At 44.7% G+C, this 26393-nt stretch carries 17 protein-coding genes; 11 read left to right on the top strand and 6 right to left on the bottom strand.

What is annotated here, in order from left to right:
• The first annotated feature begins 157 nt into the window (after positions 1-157).
• The 4 genes from phnD to phnE (JSY38_RS13330) all read left to right on the top strand — a co-directional run bounded on the left by phnD (position 158) and on the right by phnE (JSY38_RS13330) (position 3693).
• Positions 158-1201, top strand: coding sequence for a phosphate/phosphite/phosphonate ABC transporter substrate-binding protein (phnD, locus tag JSY38_RS13345; protein ID WP_205113597.1), 1044 nt, complete (start codon positions 158-160; stop codon positions 1199-1201).
• Positions 1202-1306: 105 nt separating this feature from the next.
• Complete coding sequence (gene phnC, locus JSY38_RS13340) at positions 1307-2092, top strand: phosphonate ABC transporter ATP-binding protein (RefSeq protein WP_205113596.1); 786 nt, start codon at positions 1307-1309, stop codon at positions 2090-2092.
• Positions 2080-2874 carry a phosphonate ABC transporter, permease protein PhnE gene (gene phnE, locus JSY38_RS13335; protein WP_205113595.1) on the top strand — a complete coding sequence of 265 codons (795 nt, stop codon included), beginning with the start codon at positions 2080-2082 and terminating at the stop codon, positions 2872-2874. The genes phnC and phnE (JSY38_RS13335) overlap by 13 nt, the downstream gene beginning before the upstream one ends.
• 21 nt (positions 2875-2895) lie before the next feature.
• On the top strand, positions 2896-3693 hold the full coding sequence (phnE, locus tag JSY38_RS13330; RefSeq protein WP_114410944.1) for a phosphonate ABC transporter, permease protein PhnE: 798 nt from the start codon (positions 2896-2898) through the stop codon (positions 3691-3693).
• 92 nt (positions 3694-3785) lie between these two features.
• On the opposite strand, the gene JSY38_RS13325 is transcribed toward phnE (JSY38_RS13330), so the two are convergent.
• Both JSY38_RS13325 and JSY38_RS13320 read right to left on the bottom strand, forming a co-directional pair.
• Positions 3786-6914 (bottom strand): efflux RND transporter permease subunit, encoded by a 3129-nt coding sequence (locus JSY38_RS13325; RefSeq protein ID WP_205113594.1) that lies wholly within the window; start codon positions 6912-6914, stop codon positions 3786-3788.
• Positions 6915-6917: 3 nt separating this feature from the next.
• Positions 6918-8105: an efflux RND transporter periplasmic adaptor subunit gene (locus JSY38_RS13320; protein ID WP_476738609.1), complete on the bottom strand. Its 1188-nt coding sequence runs from the start codon at positions 8103-8105 to the stop codon at positions 6918-6920.
• Positions 8106-8198: 93 nt separating this feature from the next.
• On the opposite strand from JSY38_RS13320, the gene JSY38_RS13315 reads away from it, so the two are divergent.
• A complete protein-coding gene (locus JSY38_RS13315; RefSeq protein WP_114410941.1) occupies positions 8199-8771 on the top strand; it encodes a TetR/AcrR family transcriptional regulator in 573 nt (190 codons plus the stop codon).
• A 28-nt stretch (positions 8772-8799) separates the two neighbouring features.
• Here JSY38_RS13315 and JSY38_RS13310 read toward each other — a convergent pair whose 3' ends face one another.
• From JSY38_RS13310 to JSY38_RS13295, 4 genes are all read right to left on the bottom strand, one after another.
• Entirely contained in the window at positions 8800-9690 is an 891-nt protein-coding gene (locus tag JSY38_RS13310) for a DMT family transporter (protein WP_205113593.1), read from the bottom strand.
• A 139-nt stretch (positions 9691-9829) separates the two neighbouring features.
• Positions 9830-11155, bottom strand: coding sequence for a Na+/H+ antiporter NhaC family protein (locus tag JSY38_RS13305; protein ID WP_205113592.1), 1326 nt, complete (start codon positions 11153-11155; stop codon positions 9830-9832).
• Between the two features lie 295 nt (positions 11156-11450).
• Positions 11451-13790: a glucose/quinate/shikimate family membrane-bound PQQ-dependent dehydrogenase gene (locus JSY38_RS13300; protein WP_205113591.1), complete on the bottom strand. Its 2340-nt coding sequence runs from the start codon at positions 13788-13790 to the stop codon at positions 11451-11453.
• A 180-nt stretch (positions 13791-13970) separates the two neighbouring features.
• On the bottom strand, positions 13971-15176 hold the full coding sequence (locus tag JSY38_RS13295; RefSeq protein ID WP_114412318.1) for an FAD-dependent monooxygenase: 1206 nt from the start codon (positions 15174-15176) through the stop codon (positions 13971-13973).
• 329 nt (positions 15177-15505) lie between these two features.
• Between JSY38_RS13295 and JSY38_RS13290 the strand changes: the two genes are divergently transcribed.
• The 6 genes from JSY38_RS13290 (at position 15506) to JSY38_RS13265 (ending at position 26342) form a co-directional block, all read left to right on the top strand.
• The gene (locus JSY38_RS13290) at positions 15506-16960 is read left to right on the top strand and encodes a circularly permuted type 2 ATP-grasp protein (RefSeq protein ID WP_205113590.1); all 1455 of its coding nucleotides are present in this window, start codon (positions 15506-15508) and stop codon (positions 16958-16960) included.
• Between the two features lie 2 nt (positions 16961-16962).
• A complete protein-coding gene (locus JSY38_RS13285) occupies positions 16963-17907 on the top strand; it encodes an alpha-E domain-containing protein (RefSeq protein WP_114412320.1) in 945 nt (314 codons plus the stop codon).
• Positions 17904-21278: a transglutaminase family protein gene (locus JSY38_RS13280; RefSeq protein WP_205113589.1), complete on the top strand. Its 3375-nt coding sequence runs from the start codon at positions 17904-17906 to the stop codon at positions 21276-21278. Before JSY38_RS13285 ends, JSY38_RS13280 begins: the two co-directional genes overlap by 4 nt.
• 28 nt (positions 21279-21306) lie before the next feature.
• Positions 21307-23886 (top strand): circularly permuted type 2 ATP-grasp protein, encoded by a 2580-nt coding sequence (locus JSY38_RS13275; RefSeq protein WP_205113588.1) that lies wholly within the window; start codon positions 21307-21309, stop codon positions 23884-23886.
• Positions 23883-24764, top strand: coding sequence for a transglutaminase family protein (locus tag JSY38_RS13270; protein ID WP_114412323.1), 882 nt, complete (start codon positions 23883-23885; stop codon positions 24762-24764). The genes JSY38_RS13275 and JSY38_RS13270 overlap by 4 nt, the downstream gene beginning before the upstream one ends.
• Before the next feature lie 192 nt (positions 24765-24956).
• The gene (locus JSY38_RS13265; RefSeq protein ID WP_205113587.1) at positions 24957-26342 is read left to right on the top strand and encodes a DEAD/DEAH box helicase; all 1386 of its coding nucleotides are present in this window, start codon (positions 24957-24959) and stop codon (positions 26340-26342) included.
• Positions 26343-26393 lie beyond the last annotated feature (51 nt).

The raw sequence follows: 26393 nt of genomic DNA, 5'->3' as shown, positions 1-26393 counted from the left end.
AATTCATAAGCCACTGTTTTAAAAGGATTTAAAACTATTGGCATTAGCCTTGCTCTATCTGGATCAATCCTTCATGTGTGAAGGATTGATCCATCTCCGACAACGGAACCTCCCGACCGGTGATAACAATAAAAAAATACATCACGAGGAAAAAATAATGCCTATTAAATTATTAACAGGTTTAGTGCTCTCTAGTTCTTTACTATTCGGTGCCAGCTCCGCCCTAGCCGATGATTGCAGCTACCGTGGCGTTCTGGACGATAAGTTCTGTGACGAAAACTACGACCTTGTTGCCGATCTACCAAAAGATTCAAGCCAGTGGCGAGATCCAAGCACCTTAGTATTCACCTACACTCCTGTGGAAGATCCTGCGGTTTATAAAGACGCATTCAGTGATTTCCAAAAATATCTCAGTGAAGTGACTGGCAAAAAAGTGGTGTATTACACGGTTCATTCTAATGCTGCCGAAGTAGAAGCGTTACGATCTGGCAGATTACACATAGCAGGCTTCTCTACGGGCCCAACTGGCTACGCTGTAAACCTAGGCGGCTTAGTGCCAATCGCAGTCAAAGGCACAGAGGAATCTTTCCAAGGCTATAATCTGATCACCATTGTTCGAAAAGACAGCAACATGACGAAAATGACAGATTTAAAAGGCAAAGTGGTTGCCCATACTTCTGCGTCATCAAACTCTGGTAATTTAGCGCCTCGCGCTATCTTCCCTGCATTAGGCCTAACCCCAGATAAAGACTATGAAGTGAAATATTCTGGCAAACATGATCAGTCTGTTATGGGCGTATTATCTGGAGACTATGATGCCGCACCTGTCGCCTCAGATGTTTTCAAACGCATGGTTGATGCAAAACGCGTGAGCAAAGATGATTTCCGTATCATTTATACTAGCCCTCGTTTCCCGACCTCCTCTTTCGGTTACGCTTATGACCTAAACCCTGAGCTGGTTGAAAAAATCAAAAAAGCCTTTTTCACCTTCCGCTTTCCACCAGAAATGCAAAAAACCTTTGGCGGAGCTGATCGCTTCTTTCCTGTGACGTACAAAGAAGATTGGCAAGTTATCCGTGATATTGCTCACTCATCTGGTACGGCTTACACCAAAGCAGGACTTAAACAACTTGCTGAAGCAGATGCTGCTAAAGCCGCTGCCGATAAACGCAAAAAAGAAGCTGCAAGTAAAAGCCAATAACCGGTTATTTCTAATCATTTAACTTAATTTAAAAGACTTATTTTAAAGGACTCCAATAGCCTGATATTTCGGGCTATTTGACCCCTTCGCCTGTAGGAAATCATCATGTCTGTTACTCAAAACACAGCTGAGCGTTCAAACTTTCTAGAAATTCGAAACTTAAAAAAAGAATACACCGCTGGAAACCCCATTTTAAAAGGGATAGATATTAGCATCACAGAACCTGGCATCATTGCCATCATAGGACCTTCTGGAACAGGAAAAAGTACACTACTTCGCTGCATCAACCGCTTAATCGACCCAACAGATGGACAAATTTTATTTGATGAAGCCGATTTGTGTTTAGCCAAAGGAGCCCAATTACGTAAACTGCGTCGCCAAGTCGGTATGGTATTCCAAGAATACAACCTTGTTGAACGATTAACCGTCATTGAAAATGTCCTAACAGGTCGTCTGGGTTATATGTCTGCGTGGCACGCTTGGAGAAGAAAGTTCAGTCAAGAAGACATTAATACGGCCTTTGAACTATTAGACGCTGTTGGCTTAACCGAACATGCAAGCAAACGCGCAGATAGCTTGTCTGGTGGCCAACGTCAGCGCGTTGGCATCGCCAGAGCGGTTATGCAAAACCCTAAAATCCTCTTAGCTGATGAGCCAACCTCTTCTCTCGATCCAAAAACCGCCGTAGAAATCATGGAGCTGCTAGAGCGCTTCTCAGCAGAAAAAAACATTCCTGCTCTGGTCAATATTCACGATGTAAAACTGGCCAGCCGTTTTGCCAAGCGCATGATAGGTATGAGCAACGGTGTTGTGGTTTACGACGGACCTCCAGAAGGTATTACTGATGAACACCTAAAACAAATTTATGGGGGCGAATCATGGCTGGTATAAACACTCCCCAAAATAGAGAAAAACCGTTTAAACAAAATTGGTTTGTCACCGCAACTTGGCTACTGGTCATTTGTTATGTGCTGTACTCTTTTAACGCTATGGGCCTAAGCTGGGAACGCTTTAACGAGGGTTTAGGACACGCAAGCAACTTATTAGGGCGCATGGTGCCACCTAACTTTAGTCGCTGGTCATTGCTAATGAGCGGACTGATAGAGAGCCTTGAAATTGCTATCATTTCAAGTATTTGCGGTATTTTCATTTCATTATTTTTAGGGCTGTTTGCAGCTCGTAATATGATGCCAAGCTGGGTCAGTACACCAGTAAGAACGCTAATCGCACTTTGTCGTACCTTTCATCCGGTGATCATTGCGATCTTGTTTGTTAAAAGTGTGGGGTTTGGCGCTTTGGCAGGGATTCTTACCCTTGTGGTGGCCTCAATCGGCTTTATTGCCAAGCTCTTTGCAGAAGCGATTGAAGAAATATCACTTAAACAAGTGGAAGCCATTCGAGCTACTGGCGCAGGTTTTACTAGTATTATTTTATTTTCTGTCATGCCACAGGTGTTTTCTCGCTTTATCGGTTTTTCCACCTATCAACTCGACTCTAACTTACGTAACTCAACCATGGTGGGAATTGTCGGTGCTGGCGGTTTAGGCGGCACACTTTTTTCTGCCTTCCAGCGTTTCGACTATGACTTTGTCGCGGCCATCCTTATCGTCATTATTGCTCTTATCATGTTTGGTGAATTCCTCTCCAACATTGTTCGACGCATTTTCCGCTAGTTTGACCTAGGAGCTAATTTTATGAACACAATAGATCATCACTGGCAACGCTTCACGCTTAAGCAAAAGCTCTCACGCTATGCCGTATATTTGGTTCTCGTTATTGCCTTTGTACAGTCCATTCAGTCAGTTGAGGTTATCCCAGAATTTTTATTAGATGCACCAGAACAAATGGCGGACATGTTCAGCCGTATGTGGCCAATAGACTTTGCTTACTACCCGGTCGCTGTTCATGACGCCATGATAGAGACACTCAATATCGCTACGCTAGGCACGCTCATCACATTGATTTTCGCTATCCCATTAGCCTTGATGAATGCCAGTAACATTGTTAATTCAGCCTGGTGTCACTGGATATCTCGGTTTTTTCTAGTGTCTTCTCGATCAGTTAATTCATTAGTTTGGGCTCTGCTTTTTGTCTCTATCTTCGGCCCGGGCGTTATTGCTGGCGTTTTAGCCATTGCCTTTCGCTCTATCGGCTTTGTCGGCAAGTTACTTGGCGAAGCCATCGAAGAAGTAAATATGGGGTCTATCGAAGCACTAAAAGCCACGGGCGCTTCTTGGATGTCTATTTTACTTAAGGGTTACTGGCCTCAAGTGTTGCCGGCTTTCTTTAGTATCGTACTATTTCGCTGGGATATTAATGTCCGAGAGTCTGCTGTATTAGGTTTGGTCGGGGCTGGTGGTATCGGCGTAGTACTGGATGATTCCATGAACTTATTTCAATGGGATAGAGTTGCCATGTCTCTTTTGGCTATTTTTGTCATCGTCATCTTGGCTGAAATTGTTGTAGTAAATATTCGCAAACGCTTACTTTAACTCTCTTCAGTAAACAGTTTATTGCACAAAAAAGGAGCCTAAGCCGGCTCCTTTTTTATACTCATAAGATTTTGCTTTTTAGCTAAGCCTAATTACTCTACGTTTTCTTGAGTCGATAATCCATCTGGACGTTTTGGAAAAATCCGACGTACAACCACAAAGAATAAAGGCACAAAGAAAATAGCCAGCACGGTTGCCGTTAAGGTACCACCAACTATGCCTGAGCCAATAGAGATTCGACTATTGGCACCGGCACCAGAAGATAGAGCTAATGGCAAGGTTCCCACCATGAATGCCAAAGACGTCATTATAATAGGTCGCAAACGCAAGCGAGCAGCTTGAGCAGCAGCATCCCAAACCCCAAGACCTCTTCGATAAGCGGCTTCCGCAAACTCGACAATCAATATCGCGTTTTTAGACGACAAACCTATGGTGGTTAATAACGCCACCTGAAAATACACATCGTTTTCTAAACCACGTAAATGTGCCGCTGCAGCAGAACCTATTACCCCAAGAGGAATAACCATGATCACTGAGAAAGGTACAGTCCAGCTCTCATACAAAGCAGCAAGACATAGGAATACCACCAAAATCGAAATAGCGTATAACATTTGCGTTTGACCACTAGACAAGCGCTCTTGATAAGACAAGCCACTCCAAGAACCTGTTACACCAGGTAAATTGTTTGTAATACGCTGCAATTCATCCATAGACTCACCAGAACTCACGCCAGGCGAACCTGAGCCTTGAATTTCATACGACGCCAAACCGTTAAAACGAGATAAACTCTTCGGTCCATATGTCCACTCACTCTTAGCAAAAGCAGAGAATGGCGTCATCGTATTGTCGCTGCCTCGAACGTACCAATGCTGTAAATCTTCTGGGGAAGAGCGGTATTCCGCTTCACCTTGCATATAAACAGTCTTAACACGTCCACGGTCGATAAAGTCATTGATATAACGTCCAGCCCACGCACTGCTCAAGGTCGAACTGATGTCAGATAAAGACAAGCCAAGCGCTGACGCCTTTTCTTGGTCTATATCGATATACAGCTGCGGCCCTTCAGACTGAGACCCCAAACGAACACCTGTCAATAATGGACTTGCATTGGCATCACCAAGCAAGTTATTCCGCATTTCTAACAAGGTTTCACGGTCAGTATTACCTGTCGCTTGAAGCTGGAAAGTAAAGCCACTACTTTGACCCAAACCTTGGATTGAAGGCGGGATTAGAGAGAAAATTTGTGCGTCGCGTATTCCAGCAAAAGCACCGTAAGAACGCCCAACAATTGCACTTGCGCTATTTGCAGGGCCAACTCGCTCACTCCAATCTTTTAATGCAATAAATGCCATACCTGCATTTTGACCACTTCCCATAAAGTTAAAGCCAGAGATAGTAAAAATGTCATTAACATTATCTTTCTCTGCCTCGAGGAAGTAAGTTTCCACCTCTTGCATAACCTTATCAGTACGAGACATAGAGGCGCCTTCAGGCAACGACACCATGACCATAACTCGACCTTGGTCCTCTGTTGGCAAGAAACCAGATGGTAAATTCAGCATCAAACCACTTAAACCAGCAACGATTATTCCGTATACCAGCATCCAGCGAATAGGCTTTTTAATAATACGGCTAACACCATTAAAATATCTGCCTGTTGCACTATCAAAGTTTCGATTAAACCAACCACCGAGTCCCTTCTTCTCATTCGCGTGATCCTTTGGTTTTAATAGAGTCGCACACAAGGCTGGCGTTAAGGTTAGCGCTACAATCACAGATAGAACCATGGCTGCTACTATAGTGATCGAAAACTGTCTATAAATAACACCCGTAGAACCACTAAAGAATGCCATCGGTAAGAATACCGCAGACAACACAACTGCAATACCAATTAGGGCACTGGTAATTTCCTTCATGGACTTGATCGTCGCCTCTTTGGGAGAGAGCTTCTCCTCTTCCATGACTCGCTCAACGTTCTCAACCACCACGATGGCGTCATCGACTAGCAAACCGATAGAGAGTACAACACCGAACATGGTTAACGTATTAATGGAAAAACCAAACACCTCTAACACACCAAATGTACCCAAAAGTACAACAGGTACTGCGATTGCAGGAATCAGCGTCGCACGCCAGTTCTGTAAGAAGATAAACATGACAATAATTACCAAAGCAATGGCTTCAAACAGAGTTTTAACCACTTCCTCGATGGATATTTTAATAAAGTCAGTATTATCGACAGGGAAAGAAAACTTATACCCTTCTGGCAAGCTGTTGGATAAATCATTTAACGTCTTTTTAACCGCTTCTGACGTAGATAAAGCATTTGCGCCCGGCGCCAACATCACAGCTAAACCAGAGGCAGGGTGTTTATTCAAACGAGGGATATAGCCATAAGACTCACTACCAAGCTCAACTCTCGCAACATCACTCAAACGGACCGTCGCACCACTATCATCATAAGTAAGTATGATGTCTTTAAACTGCTCTGCCGTTTGTAATTTAGATTGAGCCGTTACTGTGACATTCAGCTCTTGGCCTTCAATGATTGGGTAAGCTCCGAGACTACCTGCAGCGACCTGAGTGTTTTGCGCATTAATCGCCGCCGAAATATCAGAAGGCATCAGCTTATAAGACGCCAGTTTAAGTGGATCCAACCAAACACGCATTGCATAGGCAGCACCAAAAACTTGGATACTACCAACACCATCAACACGAGAAACAGGATCCTGAATACTTGACACTAAAAAGTCTGAAATATCATTGGCCGTATCTCTATCTGTCTCATCATAAACAGCCGCTACCATCAAAAAGTCAGAGTTAGCCTTGCGAACAGCCACACCGTTTTGCTGAACAGACGTTGGCAAATTAGACGTAATTTGCTGGATCTTATTTTGCACTTGTACTTGAGCGATATCGGCATCCGTACCTTGCTCAAAAGTGACGTTGATACTCGCACGGCCACTAGAACTACTAGATGACGAAAAGTACAACAAACCATCAAGACCAGTCAGTTGCTGCTCTAGGACCTGAGTAACACTGTTCTCAACCGTTTCAGCTGACGCACCAGAATAGGTCGCTGAAATACTAATCGTAGGTGGTGCCACATTTGGGTATTGAGATATTGGCAAGGCCGTTATTGAGCCAAGCCCCGCCAACATGATCGCAATGGAAATAACCCACGCGAACACCGGACGATTGATAAAAAAGTGAGCTAACATAGATTAATTCCCTTGAGTCGAAGAAGCATTGGCATCGACGATAACACCAGTTTCACTGTCTCGTTTCATTGCAACCGTCGTGACCTCATCGCCAGACTTGACCTTCATTGAACCTTCAACAATCACTTTCTCGCCCGATTTAATACCAGACAGCACCAACCATTGGTTTGCCAGAGTGCGTTCAACTTTTAGAATACGACTTTCAACCACATTATTATCATTCACAACCAAAGCAACTGGATTACCTTTCACATCACGAGACACTGCTTGCTGAGGCACTAGGATCGCGGAGTTATGCGTTAACTCGTGGATCAAGCCGCGGACAAACATGCCAGGCAATAAAAGGTTATCTGGATTTGGAAATTCAGCTCGCAAGGTCACACTGCCAGTTGACTCATCAACACTTATTTCTCTGGCCTTCAAGCTACCTTTATATTGGTATTCAGTACCATCTTCTAGAATCAAAGACACTTTATTTGAGCCACGCTCAACACCATCTTGAGCTAGGAATGTACGCTGCTGCAGCTGGTCTAAACTGGTTTGAGATAAATCAACAAAAATAGGATCCAATGAACGAACCGTTGTCATCACAGCTGCTTGGCTAGCAGTCACTAAGGCGCCCACAGTGACACGAGAGATACCGATTCGACCATCAATAGGTGACTTAATTTCGGTGTAACCCAAGTTAATTTGAGCATTTTCTAATGCGGCCTCAGAACCTTTTTGCTTCGCTCTAGCTTCTAGGTAAGCAACTTGGGCATCATCTAAATCTTGCTGAGAAACATTGTTTTGCTTACGCAACTCGCTGTAACGCTCTTGTTTTAATTGCGCTGATTTGAGACTTGCATTCGCAGACTCTAAATCCGCTTGAGCTTGTGTATAAGAAGAGACATAAGTGGAGTCATCCAATTCGTATAGCAAGTCGCCTGTCTTAACGTTTTGCCCTTCTTCAAAAAAACGTTTCTTTACAATCCCACCAACCTGTGGACGTATTTCTGCCACCAAGCTTGATGTAGTGCGTCCGGGTAACTCAGCGATTAGATCCGTTTTTTGGGCTTCAATAGTAACAACTCCAACTTGAACTTTCGGAGCAGGCGCTTTAGCAGAATCAGACTTAGCAGCCTCTTCTTGACAACCAGCCAACAAAAAAACGACTAACACGCTTAAAGCATACTTAGATTTAGACAACATTGAGGAAACTTCCTTTCGAAATATTGAGAATGACCATTCACTAGCACTATAATACAAGAAATGTACCTGATATATGACAAAACGTGCAAATAAATGAGATCTATTAAGCCACCACGCCACAACGATCAGCGAAAACAATGCATTATTGATGCCACTGAACGACACGCCCTAGCTAAAGGCTTTCATAAAGCCAGCATGAGCGAAATTGCCAAAACAGCTGGATTGAGCGTCGGCCAAATTTATCGATACTTTGCACATAAAGATGACATCATCTGCGCATTAGTCGATCAGCTTACCGAAAAAAGATTACAGTTTATGGCCTCTTTTTTAGATAAGAAAGATTGGTTAAATCGACATTTCTCTGAAGAAAATCAAGATACTCATAACATGAGGGTGATGCACTATGAAATCCAAGCAGAAGCCTCACGCAACTCTGTTATTGAAAGAATTTATATGGAATCTAATCGCCGGTTACAAGGCCGCGCAGTAAAGATTCTCCAATCTCACTACCCGAAAATGGAAGAAAGAGAAATCATCGCACGTATTGAAATACTAGTGACGCTTACAGAAGGTTTGCTCGCTCGATGGGACTCACAAAGCAGACCTTTTAACGAAGAAACACAACTAATCTATCAGCAAACTTTAGACACTATTCTGCCAGATTGAATATTCACACAATGCCTTAAAGCCTCCATTATGAATACTTAGACGGTTTAAATATGGACCTAATTTGAGGCCAACGACTAATCAACATCGCGATAAAGATTAAGAAACAGCCCAACACCTGACCACCAGACATCGACTCACTAAACCAAAACACAGCAAAAATGGCAGTCCAAACAGGCTCCAAATTCATAATAACTGCTGCATGGCTTACTGGCGTTAAACTCATCCCATAAGTTTGTAACAAAAACCTCAGACTACTAGCGATCAAGGTACTTGCTAGAAACCAACCGGCCACCTCAATACTAATACTATGTGGAAGCGTTTCAGTGAGCAGCGATAGAAGCAGTAAGACACAACCCGCAACAGACAGCTGGATCGTCGTTAATACCAAAACATGCATCCGCATAGAAAACCGGGATAATAAATTCAGCTGAAACGCCATACCCAATGCCGAGCAGAAAAAGTACACATGAGCGAATTCAAAATCCAAACCATTATCCAACGCCAAAAAGCCCAAGCCTAAAACAGCCACAGGCAAAGCAAGCCAAATACTCAAAGGCGGTCTCGCGCCAAACATAAAACGAGCAATCAAAGGTACCAAAACAACACCAAGGCTAGCGATAAATGCCCCAACACCCAAGTTAGAACCTTGATCCAATCCTTTCACCCAAAACATCATGGTGACCCCCATTACCAAGCCAACCAATCCGGCCCGCTTAACATCCTGCCAGTTCAGCCCTTGGAAATATTTCAGTCCAACAAGATACAGAACAAAACCAGCAACAATAAAGCGCACTCCCATAAAAAACTGCGGCGGCATCCCTGCTATGGCTTCTTTTGAAAATATCCAACCAAAACCCGCCAAAATAGTGACGAAGACTAATATCATTTCAGCTTTCAGATGAGATCCATGTTTCAAGAGCTTTCCTTATTTAAAAAATAATGACGTTTGACGGAAAAGATACGATACCCGATGCTAAATTTAAGACACAAAAAAGCCCGCCTACTGAGTGAATAACCACTAAGTACGCAGGCTTTATAAAACCTATTGCTTGTTACTAAGCGTTATTTGCTTTTGCGCCTTTTGGCCAGCCAATAAAGATAGAAATCAAAGCAGCAACGGCCAATAACCAACTGTATTGGACATAACCAATAAGCTCTAATGGTGACACCTTTGCTAAAGAGGAAGCTAATAGGATTTGTGCACCGTAGGGCAAGATACCTTGCACTACACAAGAAAAAATATCCAACAAGCTAGCACTGCGTTTCGGATCAACATTGTAGCGCTCAGCAATGTCTTTTGCGACAGAACCATTAATTAAAATAGACACTGTATTATTAGCGGTACATAAATTAGTCAATGCAACAGCGGCACTGATGCTCAGTTCACCAGCACGAGTAGAGCCCGCTTTCGCACCTAAAGCACGGCTAATACGTTCAATCGCACTAACCAACCAAGCCAAGCCGCCTTGCGATTTCATTAACGCAGCAAGACCACCAATCAATAAGGAAAGAATCAAAATTTCCTGCATGCCAGTGTAACCAGCATAAATATCTGCCGACCAAGAAGCGACAGAATAATCAGGTTGCATGGTCAAACCAATCACACCTGCTAAAATAATACCGCTGAACAGCACCAACATAACGTTAACACCAGCCACAGCCAAGCCTAAGACAGCCACATAAGGCAGGACACGAATCAGCTCGTAATCTTGAACATCAGCAATTTGCGCTTCGCCACTCTGGAAAAACAACCACACCAAAGCCGCTAATGCCGCAGGCAAGGCAATTTTGAAGTTCATGCGGAATTTGTCACGCATATCACAGCCCTGAGTTCGTGTTGCTGCAATTGTAGTGTCGGAAATAATCGACAAATTATCGCCAAACATAGCACCACCAATGACGGTACCTACCGTTAGCAACAAAGGTAAATCTGCAGCTTCGGCAACCCCAATCGCTATTGGCGCGATGGCCGCAATCGTTCCCATGGACGTTCCCATAGAAGTAGCAACAAATGCCGTGATAACAAACAAGCCTGGCAACAATAACGAAGCAGGAACAATGCTCAGGCCAAAGTTAACAGTGGCATCAACACCACCAACGCTTTTTGCCACACTAGCAAAGGCACCAGCCAATAGATAAATCAAGATCATGGTAATAATCGTATTATCACCCACACCTTGAATAAAAGTTTCAATACGCTGATTAAAGTGTCCTTTTCCTAATAGAATCGCCAAGGCGATCGCAGGCAAAATAGCGACAGGAGCAGAGATCTGATAGAAGGCAAAATCCACACCTTCAGACTGATACCAAAGGCCGCTGCCAACAAAAAGAACAAGGAAAAGTAACAATGGCAGCAATGCCAGAGGAGATTTAGAAGTCATATCGTCTGAGGATTCCAGATTGAGTTAACCCTGCAACTTTTGGTCATAGGGAAGAAAGGCGCGAATGATAGTAAAAAGTAGTCCACGAGACCAATAATAATTAGCAATGTCGTTGTCACAAAACGTTATAACAAAAAACGCCCATAAAAATATTTTTTATTCAATATCGCTATATGAGATATTAAGTTAATAAAAAGTCCAGTATTAAAACCACCCGCTTTCTGGGCATTTCAATACTGGACCCTGTTGAAGGCTATAAAGACAGCCTATTTATAAGAAAAATTCAGTTTGAATATTATTTTTTCAACTTATAAGCAACCACATAATCGCCAATTGTGGTGCCAATAGAGCCATGGCCACCAGCTACTTGAACAACTATTTGCTCACCCTTACTGTTTAGGTATGTCATTGGTGTTGCTTGGCCACCCGCTGGTAAACGACCTTTCCATAACTCTTTACCAGTAGACAAATCATAAGCTCGTAAATAGTTATCTACTGCCGCCGCCATAAAGACAACACCACCATCCGTGATAACGGGCCCACCAATACCGGGCATACCCATTTCAATTGGCAACTTGAATGGCGTCATATCTTCAATGGTACCATTTTTGTGTTTCCAAGCCGTCTTACCCGTTTTAAGATCCACACCAGCCACATAACCCCAAGGTGGTTGCTGACAAGGGACGCCCAATGGTGACAAGAAAGGTTTTAACTCAACTGCATAGTCTGCGCCTTCATTTGAATTTAACCCCTGCTCACCTTTATTTGCCTCACCTAAATCGACACCATCTTTTGGTACCAAAGTAGATGTAAACGCTAAATAAAGCGGCATACCAAACATTTGCTGACGTTTAGGATCGACCGCGATACTCCCCCAGTTAAATACCCCAAAGTTACCCGGATAAACAATGGTTCCCTGCTCAGATGGTGGCGTGTATCGGCCTTCATAGCGCAACTGCTTAAATTGAATTCGGCACATTAACTGATCCAAAGGTGTTCCACCCCACATATCCGCTTCTGTCAACTTAGCTGGCTTAAAAGACAAAGCCGAAGTAGGCTGAGTTTCTGCTGCATAATCACCAGGAATAGTGCCCTGTGGTGCTGGCTCTTCAGTAATAGGGAAAATAGGTTCGCCTGTTTTTCTGTTCAACACATACACATCACCTTGCTTGGTTGGTACAACCAAAGCTGGCTGTCTACCTGTTGGTGTATCTAAATCCAGCAAAGCAGGTTGAGCTGGTGTATCCATATCCCATAAATCATGGTGAACAAACTGTTGAACCCAAGCAACCTGACCGGTTTCAAGGCTCAAAGCCACAACAGAAGTCGCGTATTTTTCCTCTGCTGGTGAACGATACATACCTAGTTGATCAGGTGTGCGGTTCCCCATAGGGAAGTACACCAAACCAAGCTCTTCATCTGCACTGGCAACAGACCAGCTATTTGGAGAGCTTGTCGCGTAAGTCTCATCAGGACCAATTGGCGCAGTATCATCTGGGTAGCCAGAATCCCAGTTCCACTTTAATTCTCCCGTTTTAACATCGTAAGCACGAATCACACCTGAAGGAGAGTTCACCGCGTAGTTATCATTCACAGAACCTGCAACGATAACCACATCACCAGCAACAAGCGGTGGAGATGTCGAATAATAATAGCCAGATTGAGTAAATGGCATGTTGTGCATTAGGTCTAATTCGCCGTTATCCGCAAAATTAGCGCAACGCGCACCCGTAGTAGGGTCTACCGCCAACAAACGTGCATCAGAGGTCGGCAAAAACAACTGCGCATCACATTGCATGCTAGTTAGACTTTGCGCTGGCATAGTCAGTTTTTGAACAGGCGGGAATTTTGCGCTATCAGATGGCGGCAAATATGACACGCCGCGGCAGGTTTGATGTTGTCGCTGACTCTCAGCTGGCACTTTCGCATCATAAACCCACTGCTCTTCACCACTATCTGCATCCAATGCCACAATCCAATTGTGTGGAGTACAAATATAAAGTGCATTACCCAGTTTTAAAGGAGTTGCCTCATAGGTTGTTTCACCTACATCTTTTGGTCCTTTCTTATCGCCTGTTTGATATTGCCAAGCCACTTGAAGTTGATCAGCATTATCAGGGGTTATCTGTGCCAAAGGCGAAAAGCGCTGACCTAGATTACTACGTCCATATGCGTCCCAGTCACCTTGAGCAACATCGCCAATGTCGGCATCAGGAATACTCACCGAACGAGTCATTTGACCTTCGATCGTGGTAGGCGATGTCATAAATAAAGGCGAGATAGTCACCAAGGCTGTTGCTAACCAAACTGGAAATAACAAACGTCCGCCTGCAGGTCGTTTGAAGAATGCAAATAACAGAAGAGGAATAGCTAGAACTAAGAAAAGCCCCATTCGAGTCGCCAACGGCCACCAGCTTAAGCCAGATTCCATAATCGACCAAATCAAGGTCCCCACTAACAACATCGCATAAATAAGATTCGCTATTTTATTACGTTTTCTTAGCAATAGAGCAACGGCAATAAATGCAACGCCAGCAGCAACGTAATAAAAGCTACCATCAAGAGCAACTAACCAGCCGCCACCTAATAGCAACGCCAGCCCTATTGCTAAGAAAAGTACCGAGAGAATTATCATATAACCTCATCCCTTTGTGTTTAATTCATTTAGTTTATAAGTTAGGAGAAAATTGGCCGTAGCACAGCCACTACTCCTATATATACCTTAGATAATGACAACCCAAAGAAAAAGTGTAGAGTACAAAATGACAAAATAGACTCTTTTCTTACATATTTACAATGCAAAATTGGGCACAATTCACTCTTTTGCCCACCTAGTGATCACATCATGACCATAGACACCATCCAACTTAGACTGAATCACCTGTGGTGCAAAGCACCCTGCTGCTTGAAGCGCCCTTAATTTCGCCTTACCAAACACACCACCATGCATATGATATAAACCAGCATTGGCTTTCGACATTTGCTGTACTTTAGTTGCTCTTGGCTTTCGGATTTGCTCATACTTAGTCAATGCGACACTCCATTCATAGCGCAACAAATATTCAGCCAAAACATACCCATCTTCAATCGCCATAGCCGCTCCTTGTGCCATAAAGGGAAGCATTGGATGACAGGCATCGCCTATCAAAACCACTCGCCCATGGCGCCAAGTAGGCAACTCATCACGGCCATTCAATGCCCATAAAAAAGTACTGCTGGCGGCAGCAACCAACTGACTAACTTCTGGATGCCAATCAGCAAAAGCTTGCCTTAACTCTTCAACATCCCCTTCTTCACGCCATGATTCAGATTGCCAATCACTGCGTTCTTCTACCGCGACAAAGTTAACGTAATCACCACCACGCAGGTAATAACTAACGAAATGTCGACCAGGCCCCGCCCAAACACAAGCATCAGGTTTCACATCAACAGTCAGGTCGCTCGCAGAAATAACACCACGCCATGCAACTTGCCCCATAAAAGTGGGACGCTCTTCGCCAAGCATTTGCTCACGCACTTTTGAACGAAGACCATCCGCCCCGATCAGTATGTCACCATAAAACTCTCGTCCATCTTCGAGTAGCACATAGACTTGATTTAGCTCCGCATCCTCGCGATAAGCTGTCACCATTGAATTTAGCACCAACTCAACACCAGCTTGGGAGCACGCTTGTGCCAATACTTGATGTAAATCAGCTCGATGCAAATGCCAATAAGGCGCGCCATATCGTGCTTCTGCCTGCTCGCCTAATGGAGATTTAAGATAATACTCTCCCGTTTTATAATGCCGAATAGCCGCATGCTGTGGCACAAAAGCGAACGCACTAAGTTCAGGCTCTAAACCGAGCTCACGCAGCACCTTCATGGCATTCGGACTCATTTGTAAACCGGCACCAACTTCACCAAGCGCTTGAGCTTGCTCAAGTACGACGACATGCACACCCTGTTTAGCCAATGCCAACGCAGCACACAATCCACCAATGCCTGCACCAGCCACCAAAACACGACTAACCAAAGCCACTTTTCTATCCTTTTCTGAGGGAATTTTAACAACAACACATACCACCAATAGTATCGAATTTTAAAGGTAATAAAACCGACCCATGTCACATACCAAGAAATTAAATAACGCTACTATTTTTAAAATACAGTGGCTCGATCCTTGCTATGTTTAATAAGCGTTACAAAAAAAATCTGCATTAAGCATGTAATTAAGGTAATGATATAACTAGATTTAGTTTTAGAAAGTATAGGCCCAGCCCAATATAGGGCGAGGACACAAAAATAATACGTGAATGTGTGCTAGTTTGAAGCACTCACCTCCGGCTTTATTAAGAGAACGAGGTATACATGGAAAAACTAACAAGCCAGTACCAAACATCTGTTTTTTTTGATGAGTTAATCGATAACAAAGGCACACCAAGATCCCCTGCAAAACAACTTTTGGGATATTTAGACAGCCTGTCAGAAGATGAATTAGAAAAAAGACGCCTTGCCGCAGAAGCAACAATCCAAGAAATGGGCATCAGCTTCACCGTTTATACAGAAGAAGGCAATATAGACAGAGCATGGCCTTTCGATATTGTCCCTCGAACCATAGAAGCATCAGATTGGAAAGTCGCTGAAGCGGGTCTCAAACAACGCCTAAAAGCCCTCAACCTTTTCATCAACGACCTCTACCACGACCAAAACGTCATCAAAGATGGCATCATCCCAGAACATATCATCAAAGACTCAAAAAACTTTAGACCAGAATGCGTCGGTGTATCGCCAGCATACGGCGTATGGGCACATATTTGTGGTACCGATTTAGTGCGAGATGAAAACGGCGATTTCTTTGTCTTAGAAGATAACCTACGCGTTCCTTCTGGTGTGTCTTACATGTTAGAAAACCGTGCTATAACCAAACGAGTCTTGCCCGAGATGTTTGAAAACGAATCTATCTTACCTGTCGACTCTTACACATCTCAGCTCTTCGACACCTTAGCCGCGCTTTCACCTCGCGACATAGAAAACCCTGAAATTGTGGTATTAACACCCGGTATTTATAATTCTGCCTATTTTGAACACGCATTTTTAGCACAGCAAATGGGTGCAGAGCTGGTCGAAGGTAGCGATTTGTTTGTCGACAGCGACGACTGTGTTTATATGAAAACCATCGATGGTCCAGAACGTGTCGATGTTATTTATCGTCGTATTGACGACTTATTCATCGATCCAGAAGCCTTTGATCCAGAATCCGTACTAGGTGTTGCAGGATTAATACGAGCATGGCGTGCAGGCAATGTGGCCTTGGCCAATGCACCAGGCGCAGGCGTTGCCGACGACAAAGTCGTTTACGCTTATGTTCCAGACATCATTCGCTACTTCCTAAAAGAAGAGCCTATTCTTAAAAATGTTGAAACTTTCTTGTGTGATGACCCAGAGCAACGCGCCTACGTACTCGAAAACCTCGACAAATTAGTTGTCAAACCCGCTAATGAGTCAGGCGGTTATGGCATGCTGGTTGGACCACATTCGACCAAAAAAGATCAAGCACTGTTTGCAGAGTTAATCACCAAAAACCCTCGCAACTACATTGCTCAACCAACACTCAAACTATCCACCGCACCAACACTTATATCCAAAGGTGTCTTAGAGCCACGCCACTTAGATCTTCGCCCGTTCATTTTGCAAGCCAAAGACACCTATGTCACCACAGGTGGATTAACACGCGTTGCAATGAAAAAAGGCTCCTTGGTCGTTAATTCGTCACAAGGTGGTGGTAGTAAAGACACTTGGATTGTTGAAACAAAGGGGCAGTAATCATGTTATCTAGAGTCGCAGAACGCTTATATTGGAGCGCACGGTATTTGGAGCGCGTTGAGAACACAGCCCGTTTAGTCAGCGTTTATGACGAGCTGCTATTTGACCTACCTAAAAGTATTGAAGTGTCTTGGTACAATTTAATCGAAATTTTAAGTGGCGAAGAAACCTTTGAGCAAAGATACAAGGTCAAAGACGAACGCAATGTTGTTAAATTTCTCCTAGCCGATGACACCAACTCCAGCTCCATGTTGTCGTCATTAAAGATGGTTCGAGAAAACATTCGTACAACACGTGATGCGGTTCCTAAAGAAACATGGGAGCTAATCAATGAGCTGGACTTATATGCTCAACAGAATATTAAACAAGGTATTAATCGCTCAGAGCGTCACCTGTTCTTAAACACCATTATTGAAGGCTGTCAGAAAATCATCGGGTTGTTTGCTGGCGCCATGAGTCGAGATTCAGGTTGGCACTTCTTGATTATGGGGCGTTATTTAGAGCGTGCAGATATGGGCACTCGTATTCTTGATGCTGCCGTATCCTTGATGTTGAAGTCAGAGCTCGAAGCCAGAATCCAACTTGGCCAAGTGACTTGGTCAAAAGTATTAAAATCACAAAGTGCGTATTTGGATTATCGTCGCACCGTTCGAACCTCTATCAACGGAGCCAAAGCAACGACATTCTTGATGAACGACCCATGCTTTCCTCGCAGCTTAAAGTATTGCTTGGGACAAATAGGCGAAGCGGCGACAAAATTACCCCGCGCAGGTTTGATTACCGCTCAAGTAGATAAACTTTTAGAGTTTGATTACCCAATCCATAGTTCAGAAGATTTGGATGAAGATTTCCATAACCATCTCAATGATATACAGATTGCCATTATCGAAATAAACCACCAGATCACCGAAAACTGGTTTCATTTTCGGCAAGGAGACGCTGCATGACCATTAGAGTCGCAATACAGCACAAGACTACCTACGAGTTTGATCGTTTTATCAATGTGGCTCCCCACGTTTTAAGACTGCAACCGGCGGCGCACTCACGTACAAAAATCCATGCTTACTCGCTCAAAGTATTGCCTGAAACGCATTTTCTTAATGTGCAACAAGACCCATTTGGTAACTTCCAAACTCGCTTAGTATTTCCTGAAAAGACCAATAAGCTAGAGTTTTACGTAGAAGTTATTGCTGATATGACGGTGATCAATCCATTTGATTTCTTCGTGGAAAGCTACGCGGAAGAGTATCCTTTTGCCTACGACAAAGCCCTGAAAAAGGAGCTAGAACCTTATTTACAAGTCACCGAATCTTGTTCTTTATTAGATAAATGGCTATCGACTGTTGATCGTAAAAACACACCAATCAACGATTTTCTCGTGGCAATAAATAGTCGTTTAGCGGGCGATATTGGATACGGAATCCGCCTAGAGCCAGGTGTTCAGACCTGCGAAGAAACCTTAACCCTGAAAAAAGGTTCTTGCCGAGACACCTCTTGGCTATTGGTACAAATTCTTCGCAGCCTTGGTTTAGCGGCACGCTTCGCATCTGGCTACCTTGTCCAGCTAACCTCTGATGTGAAAGCTCTCGACGGCCCATCAGGCCCTGAAGAAGATTTCACCGACTTACACGCATGGTGTGAAGTGTTTTTACCAGGCGCAGGCTGGGTTGGATTAGACCCAACTTCAGGGCTATTCGCTGGCGAAGGTCACATTCCATTAGCTTGTACTCCAGAACCAGCTTCCGCAGCGCCGATCACAGGCTTAATTGACGAATGTGAATGCGAATTTAGCTACAGCAACATAGTGACTCGTATCCACGAAGACCCACGTGTGACCAAACCCTATGCCGAAGGCGAATGGGACACCATCAAAGCCCTAGGTTTTGCGGTCGACAAACAGCTTGAAGACGGTGACGTCCGTCTGACAATGGGTGGTGAGCCAACGTTCGTATCCATCGACGACATGGATTCAGAACAGTGGAACACCGGCGCGTTGGGCGCAGAAAAACTCAAATTAGCCAAAGACTTGCTAATCAAAATGAAGCAAGAATTCGGTGCTAACGGCCTACTTCATTATGGCCAAGGCAAATGGTATCCGGGTGAAGAAGTACCACGTTGGGCACTGGGTTGTTTCTGGCGTACCGACGGCGAAGCCCTGTGGAATGATCCGAAATATTTAGCGCGCGTAGACAAAGACTACAAACACACCATCAAAGACGCACAAGCCTTTGGTGAACTCTTGTGTGATAAGCTCGCACTGGATAAGCAATACCTTCAAAGTACTTACGAAGACACCCTGTATTATTTGTGGATGGAGCAATCGCTTCCCGCAGATGCAGACCCAACCAAAGCCGATTTGAAAGACGACTTAGAGCGCCGCCGTCTAGCGAAACTGCTTAGCCGTGGTTTAAGCACTACAACAGGCTACGTTTTACCGTTAGAGTTCGATACGGTAAACAATCGTTGGAACAGTTCACTTTGGCCGATGCGCAGTGACGTTATCACCTTGATTCCAGGCGACAGCCCAATGGGCTATCGTTTGCCGCTGAATTCTTTGCCTGCGCAAGCGGAAGAAGATCGCATTCCTGAACGCGATCCGTTCGATCCTCGTCAACCTTTAGCGAACAAAAAAGACAACGCAGTACTAGACAGCGTCGCCAAACAGCACTTCGCTAAGAAGTCAGTAGCGCCCGCTTCTAGACCTGAAAAGCTAGCGCCAGAAAAAACGCTGAAAAAAGTCATTCGCACTACCTTGTGTATCGAACCACGTGATGGGCGCTTGCATGTGTTCATGCCACCCATGACGCATCTTGAACATTTTGTCGAGGTTCTTGAGCATCTTGAAGCGGTGGCAAAAGCCCTTGATAAACCTATTGTTGTCGAAGGTTACGAACCACCAAAAGACCCACGTTTGCAAAAGTTTTTGATCACGCCAGATCCAGGGGTTATCGAGGTTAACATTCACCCTGCGGCGAGCTGGAAAGAATTGGTTCACAATACTGAAACCTTGTATCACCAAGCTTATCTTTCTCGCCTTGGCGCGGAAAAATTCATGCTGGATGGTCGCCATACAGGCACTGGTGGTGGTAATCACGTGACACTGGGTGGTAGCTCGCCAGCAGATAGTCCGCTGCTGCGTCACCCTGAGTTACTACAAAGTTTAGTCACCTTCTGGCAGCATCACCCGGGATTGTCTTACCTTTTCTCTGGCATGTTCATTGGCCCAACCAGCCAAGCACCACGTCCAGACGAAGGTCGCGATGAAGCCTTGTATGAAATGGAAATTGCTTTCCAAAACATGCCGGAAGGCTTAGTCGATGAACCATGGCTAGCCGATCGTTTGATGCGTAACTTGCTGGTCGACATCACAGGCAACACCCATCGCTCTGAATTCTGTATCGATAAGCTTTACGCAGCTGGCAGCGCCAGTGGTCGACAAGGTTTATTAGAATTCCGTGGTTTTGAAATGCCACCGCATCCGCACATGTCTCTGGTACAAATGCTGCTGTTGCGCTGCTTAGTGGCACGCTTTTGGAAAGACCCCTACAAAAAACCTTTGGTACGTTGGGGCACAAGCCTTCATGACAAATTCATGCTGCCGCATTTTGTTTGGCAAGATGTGAAAGAAGTGGTCGAAGACCTTCAGCGCCATGGTTTCCCATTCAAATTAGAATGGTTGGCTCCATTTGAAGAGTTCCGTTTCCCTCATTACGGTCGTCAAAAAATCGATGATATGGAAATTGAGCTTCGTTGGGCAATTGAGCCCTGGCATGTATTAGGTGAAGAAATTACCGGATCGGGCACCGCTCGTTATGTGGACTCTTCCGTCGAACGCTTGCAGGTAAAACTATCTGGTTTAACCGATGGACGTTACGTGCTGAGCTGTAATGGTCGCCGCGTGCCGATTCGTTCCACTGGCCGTAAAGGCGAATACGTGGGTGCGGTTCGCTATAAAGCTTGGGCGCCACCATCTGCGTTGCATCCCACTTTGGGCATTGATGCGCCGCTAGTATTTGATTTGATTGATACTTGGAACGGCTTATCTGTTGGCGGTTGTACCTATCATGTGTCTCATCCTGGTGGACGAACCTACGATAATGTACCGGTCAACAGCAACGAAGCAGAAGCACGCCGAGTTAACCGTTTTTGGGATCATGGCTTCACTCAAGGCACATTATCCCCACCGCCAGCCTTTAGTGCACTGCGCTCTTTTTACCCGAATGGAGACAAGCCTCGCGCTATGTCGCCACCAGCAGAAGAGCCAATAAATGAATATCCTCATACATTAGATCTAAGGAAGCAGTATAATGTTCTCTAATAATTAATCTTTTAGGCTCAAGCTCATTATGCAACTTCAAACAGGTAACTTTGTAACGTCGGTAATAGATGAAAAACCGACGTTATCTTTCGCCTATGATAAACCGATAAATGCTTATGATGAGGCCTTCACGGAAGATCGCCAACCACGCGCACATTGGCACGATTTGCTGCGTAGTATAAGCAATCTATCGGACGAAGAAATGCTCGACAGACAGCGCCGTGCACAGCGTATTTTACGCGAAGACGGCGCTACCTATAATTTAACCAGTGACCCACTCACACCCAGTGTTTGGTCGCTGGATCTTATTCCTAATATTATCCCAACCGATGAATGGCTTGCCATCGAACAAGGTTTATCGCAACGCTCAAACTTATTCGACCTCATTTTAAAAGACCTTTATGGTCCACAAGAGTTACTAAAAAACGGCATTGTTCCTTCAGAGATTATTTTTAGTCATCCAGGTTTTTTACGCCAATGCCACGGTGTTATGGTTCCTGGTGCCCATCAATTATTACATCATGCCGTCGATCTCGTGCGTGACCATACAGGCCAATTTCAAGTCATTGGCGATCGGACCCAAGCACCAAATGGCGCAGGCTATGCGTTGGAAAATCGTACCGTTGTATCTCGCGTTATTCCAAACAGTTTCCGTGATAGCCAAGTACGTCGTCTGGCAGGATTCTTTCAAGCCTTCAAAAACATGCTGTCTTCACTTGCCAGCCAATGGACGGACACGCCTCGTATCGTCATGCTATCACCCGGCGCCTACAGCAGTACCTATTTTGAGCAAGCTTACTTATCAAACTACCTTGGCTTTCCATTGGTGCAAGGCAGTGATTTAACTGTACGTAATGGCGCTGTTTGGATGAAATCCTTAAACGGTTTAGCTCGTGTTGATGTGATTTTACGTCGTGTCGATGATACCTATTGCGATCAAGCTGAACTAAGAGCGGACTCTTTCCTTGGTGTTCCAGGCTTATTAGAAGTAGTTCGAGCAGGCAATGTTGTACTTGCTAACCCATTGGGCAGCGGTATTTTAGAAGCGCCCGCTTTGATTAAATTCTTACCTGCTATTAGCGAATTTTTAACAGGTGAACAACTCACTTTGCCATCAGTTACAACATGGTGGTGTGGTGATAAAGATGATCTCGATTATGTGATCGCCAATATTGGAAATCTTATTATCAAACCTGCGATTCGCAGCCATAGCAGTAAGAGCATTTATGGTCATACACTGACTGAGAAAAAAAAGCTCAACATCGTAGAAAAAATTAAAAAAGCACCGCACCTTTTCACCGCACAAAACTATATTCCGGGCTCCATATCTCCCACTTGGTTAGACGGAAACTTACAATCGAGACCAAGCTTGTTACGAGCCTTCACCATTGCTAATCCGACCGGTTACACAGTCATGCCTGGTGGTTTATCGCGTGTTGGCGAATCAACAGAAGAAGCTATTGTTTCCAGCATTTCTAACTCAAAAAGCAAAGACACCTGGATTATTGCGGCAGAGCCAGAAGCACCAAAAACGTTACTTAACGATCAAGTATTACTGCAAGACGAAGCCTTACAAGCAAACTTACCAAGCCGAGTGGTAGAGAACCTATTTTGGATGGGGCGCTATGCAGAACGAGCTGAAATTAGCATGCGTTTATTACGGACTATTTTTAAACAGATGAATGGTATCGATCCACTGCCAGAAGAAAGCCGACGCATGCTCCTTGAAATGGCATCGACACAAACTGGTTGCTTGCCCGGCTTCTTAGAAGCCGACGAAAATTTGCTAGAGAACCCAGAAGCTGAACTAATCTCTATGATTACCGATGGCAGCCGTGCTGGGTCAATCAAAGCCAATTTACAAGCCATGTTAAGTTGCAGCGAACAAGTCAAAGAGATGCTGTCTGCAGATACTCGCATCATCATTAATGAACTGCGCGACCATATCCATGAGCTAGACCGCGCTTACACGAACGGCCTGCCTTCTGCGCCAGAAGAGTCATTAGACAGCCTAGTTACTTCCTTGTTGGCGCTCTCCGGATTAAACCATGAAAGCATGTTACGCGGTTTAGATTGGACATTTCAGGAAATTGGCAGACGTACCGAACGGGCTCTGCAAACGGCAACTTTGCTACGTTCCGCGTTAACTACACCGCTTTCATCAGGACCACAGCAACAAATTTTAGAATCCGTTTTGTTAAGCGTAGAAGCGTTGATTTCTTTCCGTCGCCGTTATCGTAATCGCGCTCGTGTTGCTTACGGACTGGATCTATTAATGATTGATGGCAGTAATCCTCGCTCTTTACTCTACCAAGTAGAGCAGCTGCGTAAATGCATTAAAGAACTACCAAGAAATGAAACAAAAACCGCAGGCTTAAGCCCAGAAAACAAGATCATCTTAAAGTCGCTCAATGATATTCAGCTTGCCGATTTGGAAGAGCTTGCCGAAGTCGACATAGACAGCCAAAGCCGTCTGAAGTTAGAACAACTCATGACCGAGCTTTTAGATCAGCTTGAGCAATTCACTGTCCTCATTAGTGATAAGTATTTTGACCATACCGCTGGACCGCAGTCATTGACTGAAGTCGCCATAGGGATAAGTCTATGAGATACCGCGTTCGCCATATAACAGAATATACTTATGGAGCACCGGTGAGCTTATGTTACAACATGGCTCACCTGTTACCACGAGACACGCGTAATCAGCGCTGCTTACATCAAAAAGTACAAATCAATCCGCCACCAGTTTATCAAAATGATGGCGAAGATTATTTCGGTAATCAGACGTTTTATTTTTCGATTCAAGAAGCGCACAAGAAACTCGTGATTGATGTCACTACCGATTTCGAAATCTCGCCATTAGATGTGCTGCAATGGCAAACGCAGAGCTCGCTTACCTGTGGTCAGTTACGTGAGCAATTAGCTAATCCAAACACACCTGAATTACGTATGGCAAAAGAATACTTACTAGATTCGCCGCAAATACGCTGTTCAGAAGATCTAAAAGCTTATGCGCAAAGTACTTTTGCTGACGACAAACCAGTCTTGCAGGCGGCGCTGGCTTTCACCCATAAGATCTTCTCCGAGTTCAAATTCGACCCAACAACGACAACCGTTGCGACACCACTTGAACAAGTACTTAAACAACGCAGTGGCGTGTGTCAGGATTTCGCTCACTTAGCGATTGGCTGCTTGCGCTCGGTTGGCATTCCAGCACGCTATATGAGCGGCTACCTAGAAACCTTGCCACCACCGGGGCAAGAAAAGCTTGTTGGTGCTGATGCGTCTCACGCTTGGTTCGCCGTACTTATTCCAGAATTAGGCTGGGTAGAATTTGATCCAACTAATGATTTGATGCCAAGCGACCAACACATAGTCACCGCATGGGGTCGAGATTATGCCGATGTCACTCCATTGCAAGGCGTCATATTTGAAGGTGGTGGCTCTCAGCAATTAGCAGTTTCGGTAGATGTAAAGCGGGTCTAACGAGAAACCGCCCTTTGCTCGTTATAATCAGGTACATATTTCACAGTTTCTGTGCTGTTTAAATATGTACAATTATCGAGCAAAAGCCATACTACATAGCATGTAGAGACGATATAAGGTAAGCTTCGCGAAATTCTTGCATAACCTGACTTTTCAGCTTTGCACCTGCCTTTATAAAACATGAGAACATCTATGAGTTTCGACAAACTTGGGCTTTCTGCCCCCATCCTAAAAGCCATTGAAGATCAAGGCTATACTGAGCCGTCTGCAATTCAAGCTCAGGCAATACCAGCCATTCTTGAAGGCCAAGATGTGATGGCCGCGGCTCAAACAGGGACAGGCAAAACAGCCGGTTTTACCCTACCCTTGCTTGAAATTCTAAGTAAAGGCGAACACGCGCAAAGCAATCAAGTCCGTGCATTGGTATTAACGCCAACACGTGAACTAGCGGCTCAAGTTGCTGAAAGCGTAAAAAACTATGGTCAGCATTTAGGTCTTAAATCGACTGTTGTATTTGGTGGCGTAAAAATCAATCCTCAAATGATGGCCCTTCGCCGCGGCGCTGATATTCTTATCGCCACGCCTGGCCGCATGATGGATTTGTACAATCAAAAAGCCGTACGTTTCGATAAGCTAGAAGTCCTTGTTCTAGACGAAGCCGACCGCATGTTGGACATGGGTTTTATCCATGACATCAAAAAAATCTTAGCGATACTTCCAAAGAAACGTCAGAACTTATTGTTCTCTGCAACCTTCTCTCCAGAAATACGCCAGCTAGCAAAAGGTTTAGTAAACAACCCTGTTGAAATTTCAGTTACGCCGCGCAACGCGACAGCCGTTTCTGTTGAGCAATGGTTACATCCTGTCGACAAAAAACGTAAAACGGAATTGTTAATTCAACTGATTGCCCAAGGTCGCTGGGATCAAGCCTTAGTATTTTCTCGCACCAAGCACGGCGCTAATAAAATCACCAAACAGCTAGAAGACGCCGGTATTCGTGCCAGCGCGATTCACGGCAATAAAAGCCAAGGCGCACGTACTCGTGCCTTAGCAGACTTTAAAGAAGGCCGCATTCGAATCCTTGTGGCAACCGACATCGCCGCTCGTGGACTAGATATCGAACAGCTACCTCACGTGGTCAACTTTGACTTACCAGACGTGGCTGAAGATTACGTTCACCGTATTGGTCGTACTGGCCGTGCGGGTGCAACAGGCAAAGCAATTTCATTGGTTGCTGCAGATGAATTAGACCAGCTACGCGCTATTGAACGTTTAACTCAGAAGCTCATTGAGCGTCGCTACGAAGATGACTTCATGCCAACACACATGTTGCCTGATACCACTCTGGATACGCGTCCAATCAAACCAAACAAACCTAAAAAGCCAAAAGCACCACGTGATCAACAGGGTGCAGCAAGACAAGGCAATGGCGCGAAACAGGGTGGCAATCCAGCGAAAGGTAATGCACCTAAATCTGGTAACCGTCGCCCAGCAGCACCAAAAGCAGAAATGACACCAGGCCAAGGTCTGCGTAGCAAGCCTCTAGCGCCAGCGCGTCGTAATCGTAAGCCTGATTAATTTTTTGACACATCTGCTACAATAAATAAAGCCACAGTGAGCACTCGCCAC

Origin of the sequence: Marinomonas foliarum (assembly GCF_016906065.1) — a bacterium.
Taxonomy (GTDB): Bacteria; Pseudomonadota; Gammaproteobacteria; order Pseudomonadales; family Marinomonadaceae; genus Marinomonas; species Marinomonas foliarum.
This window is presented reverse-complemented; position numbering and strand designations above follow the sequence as displayed.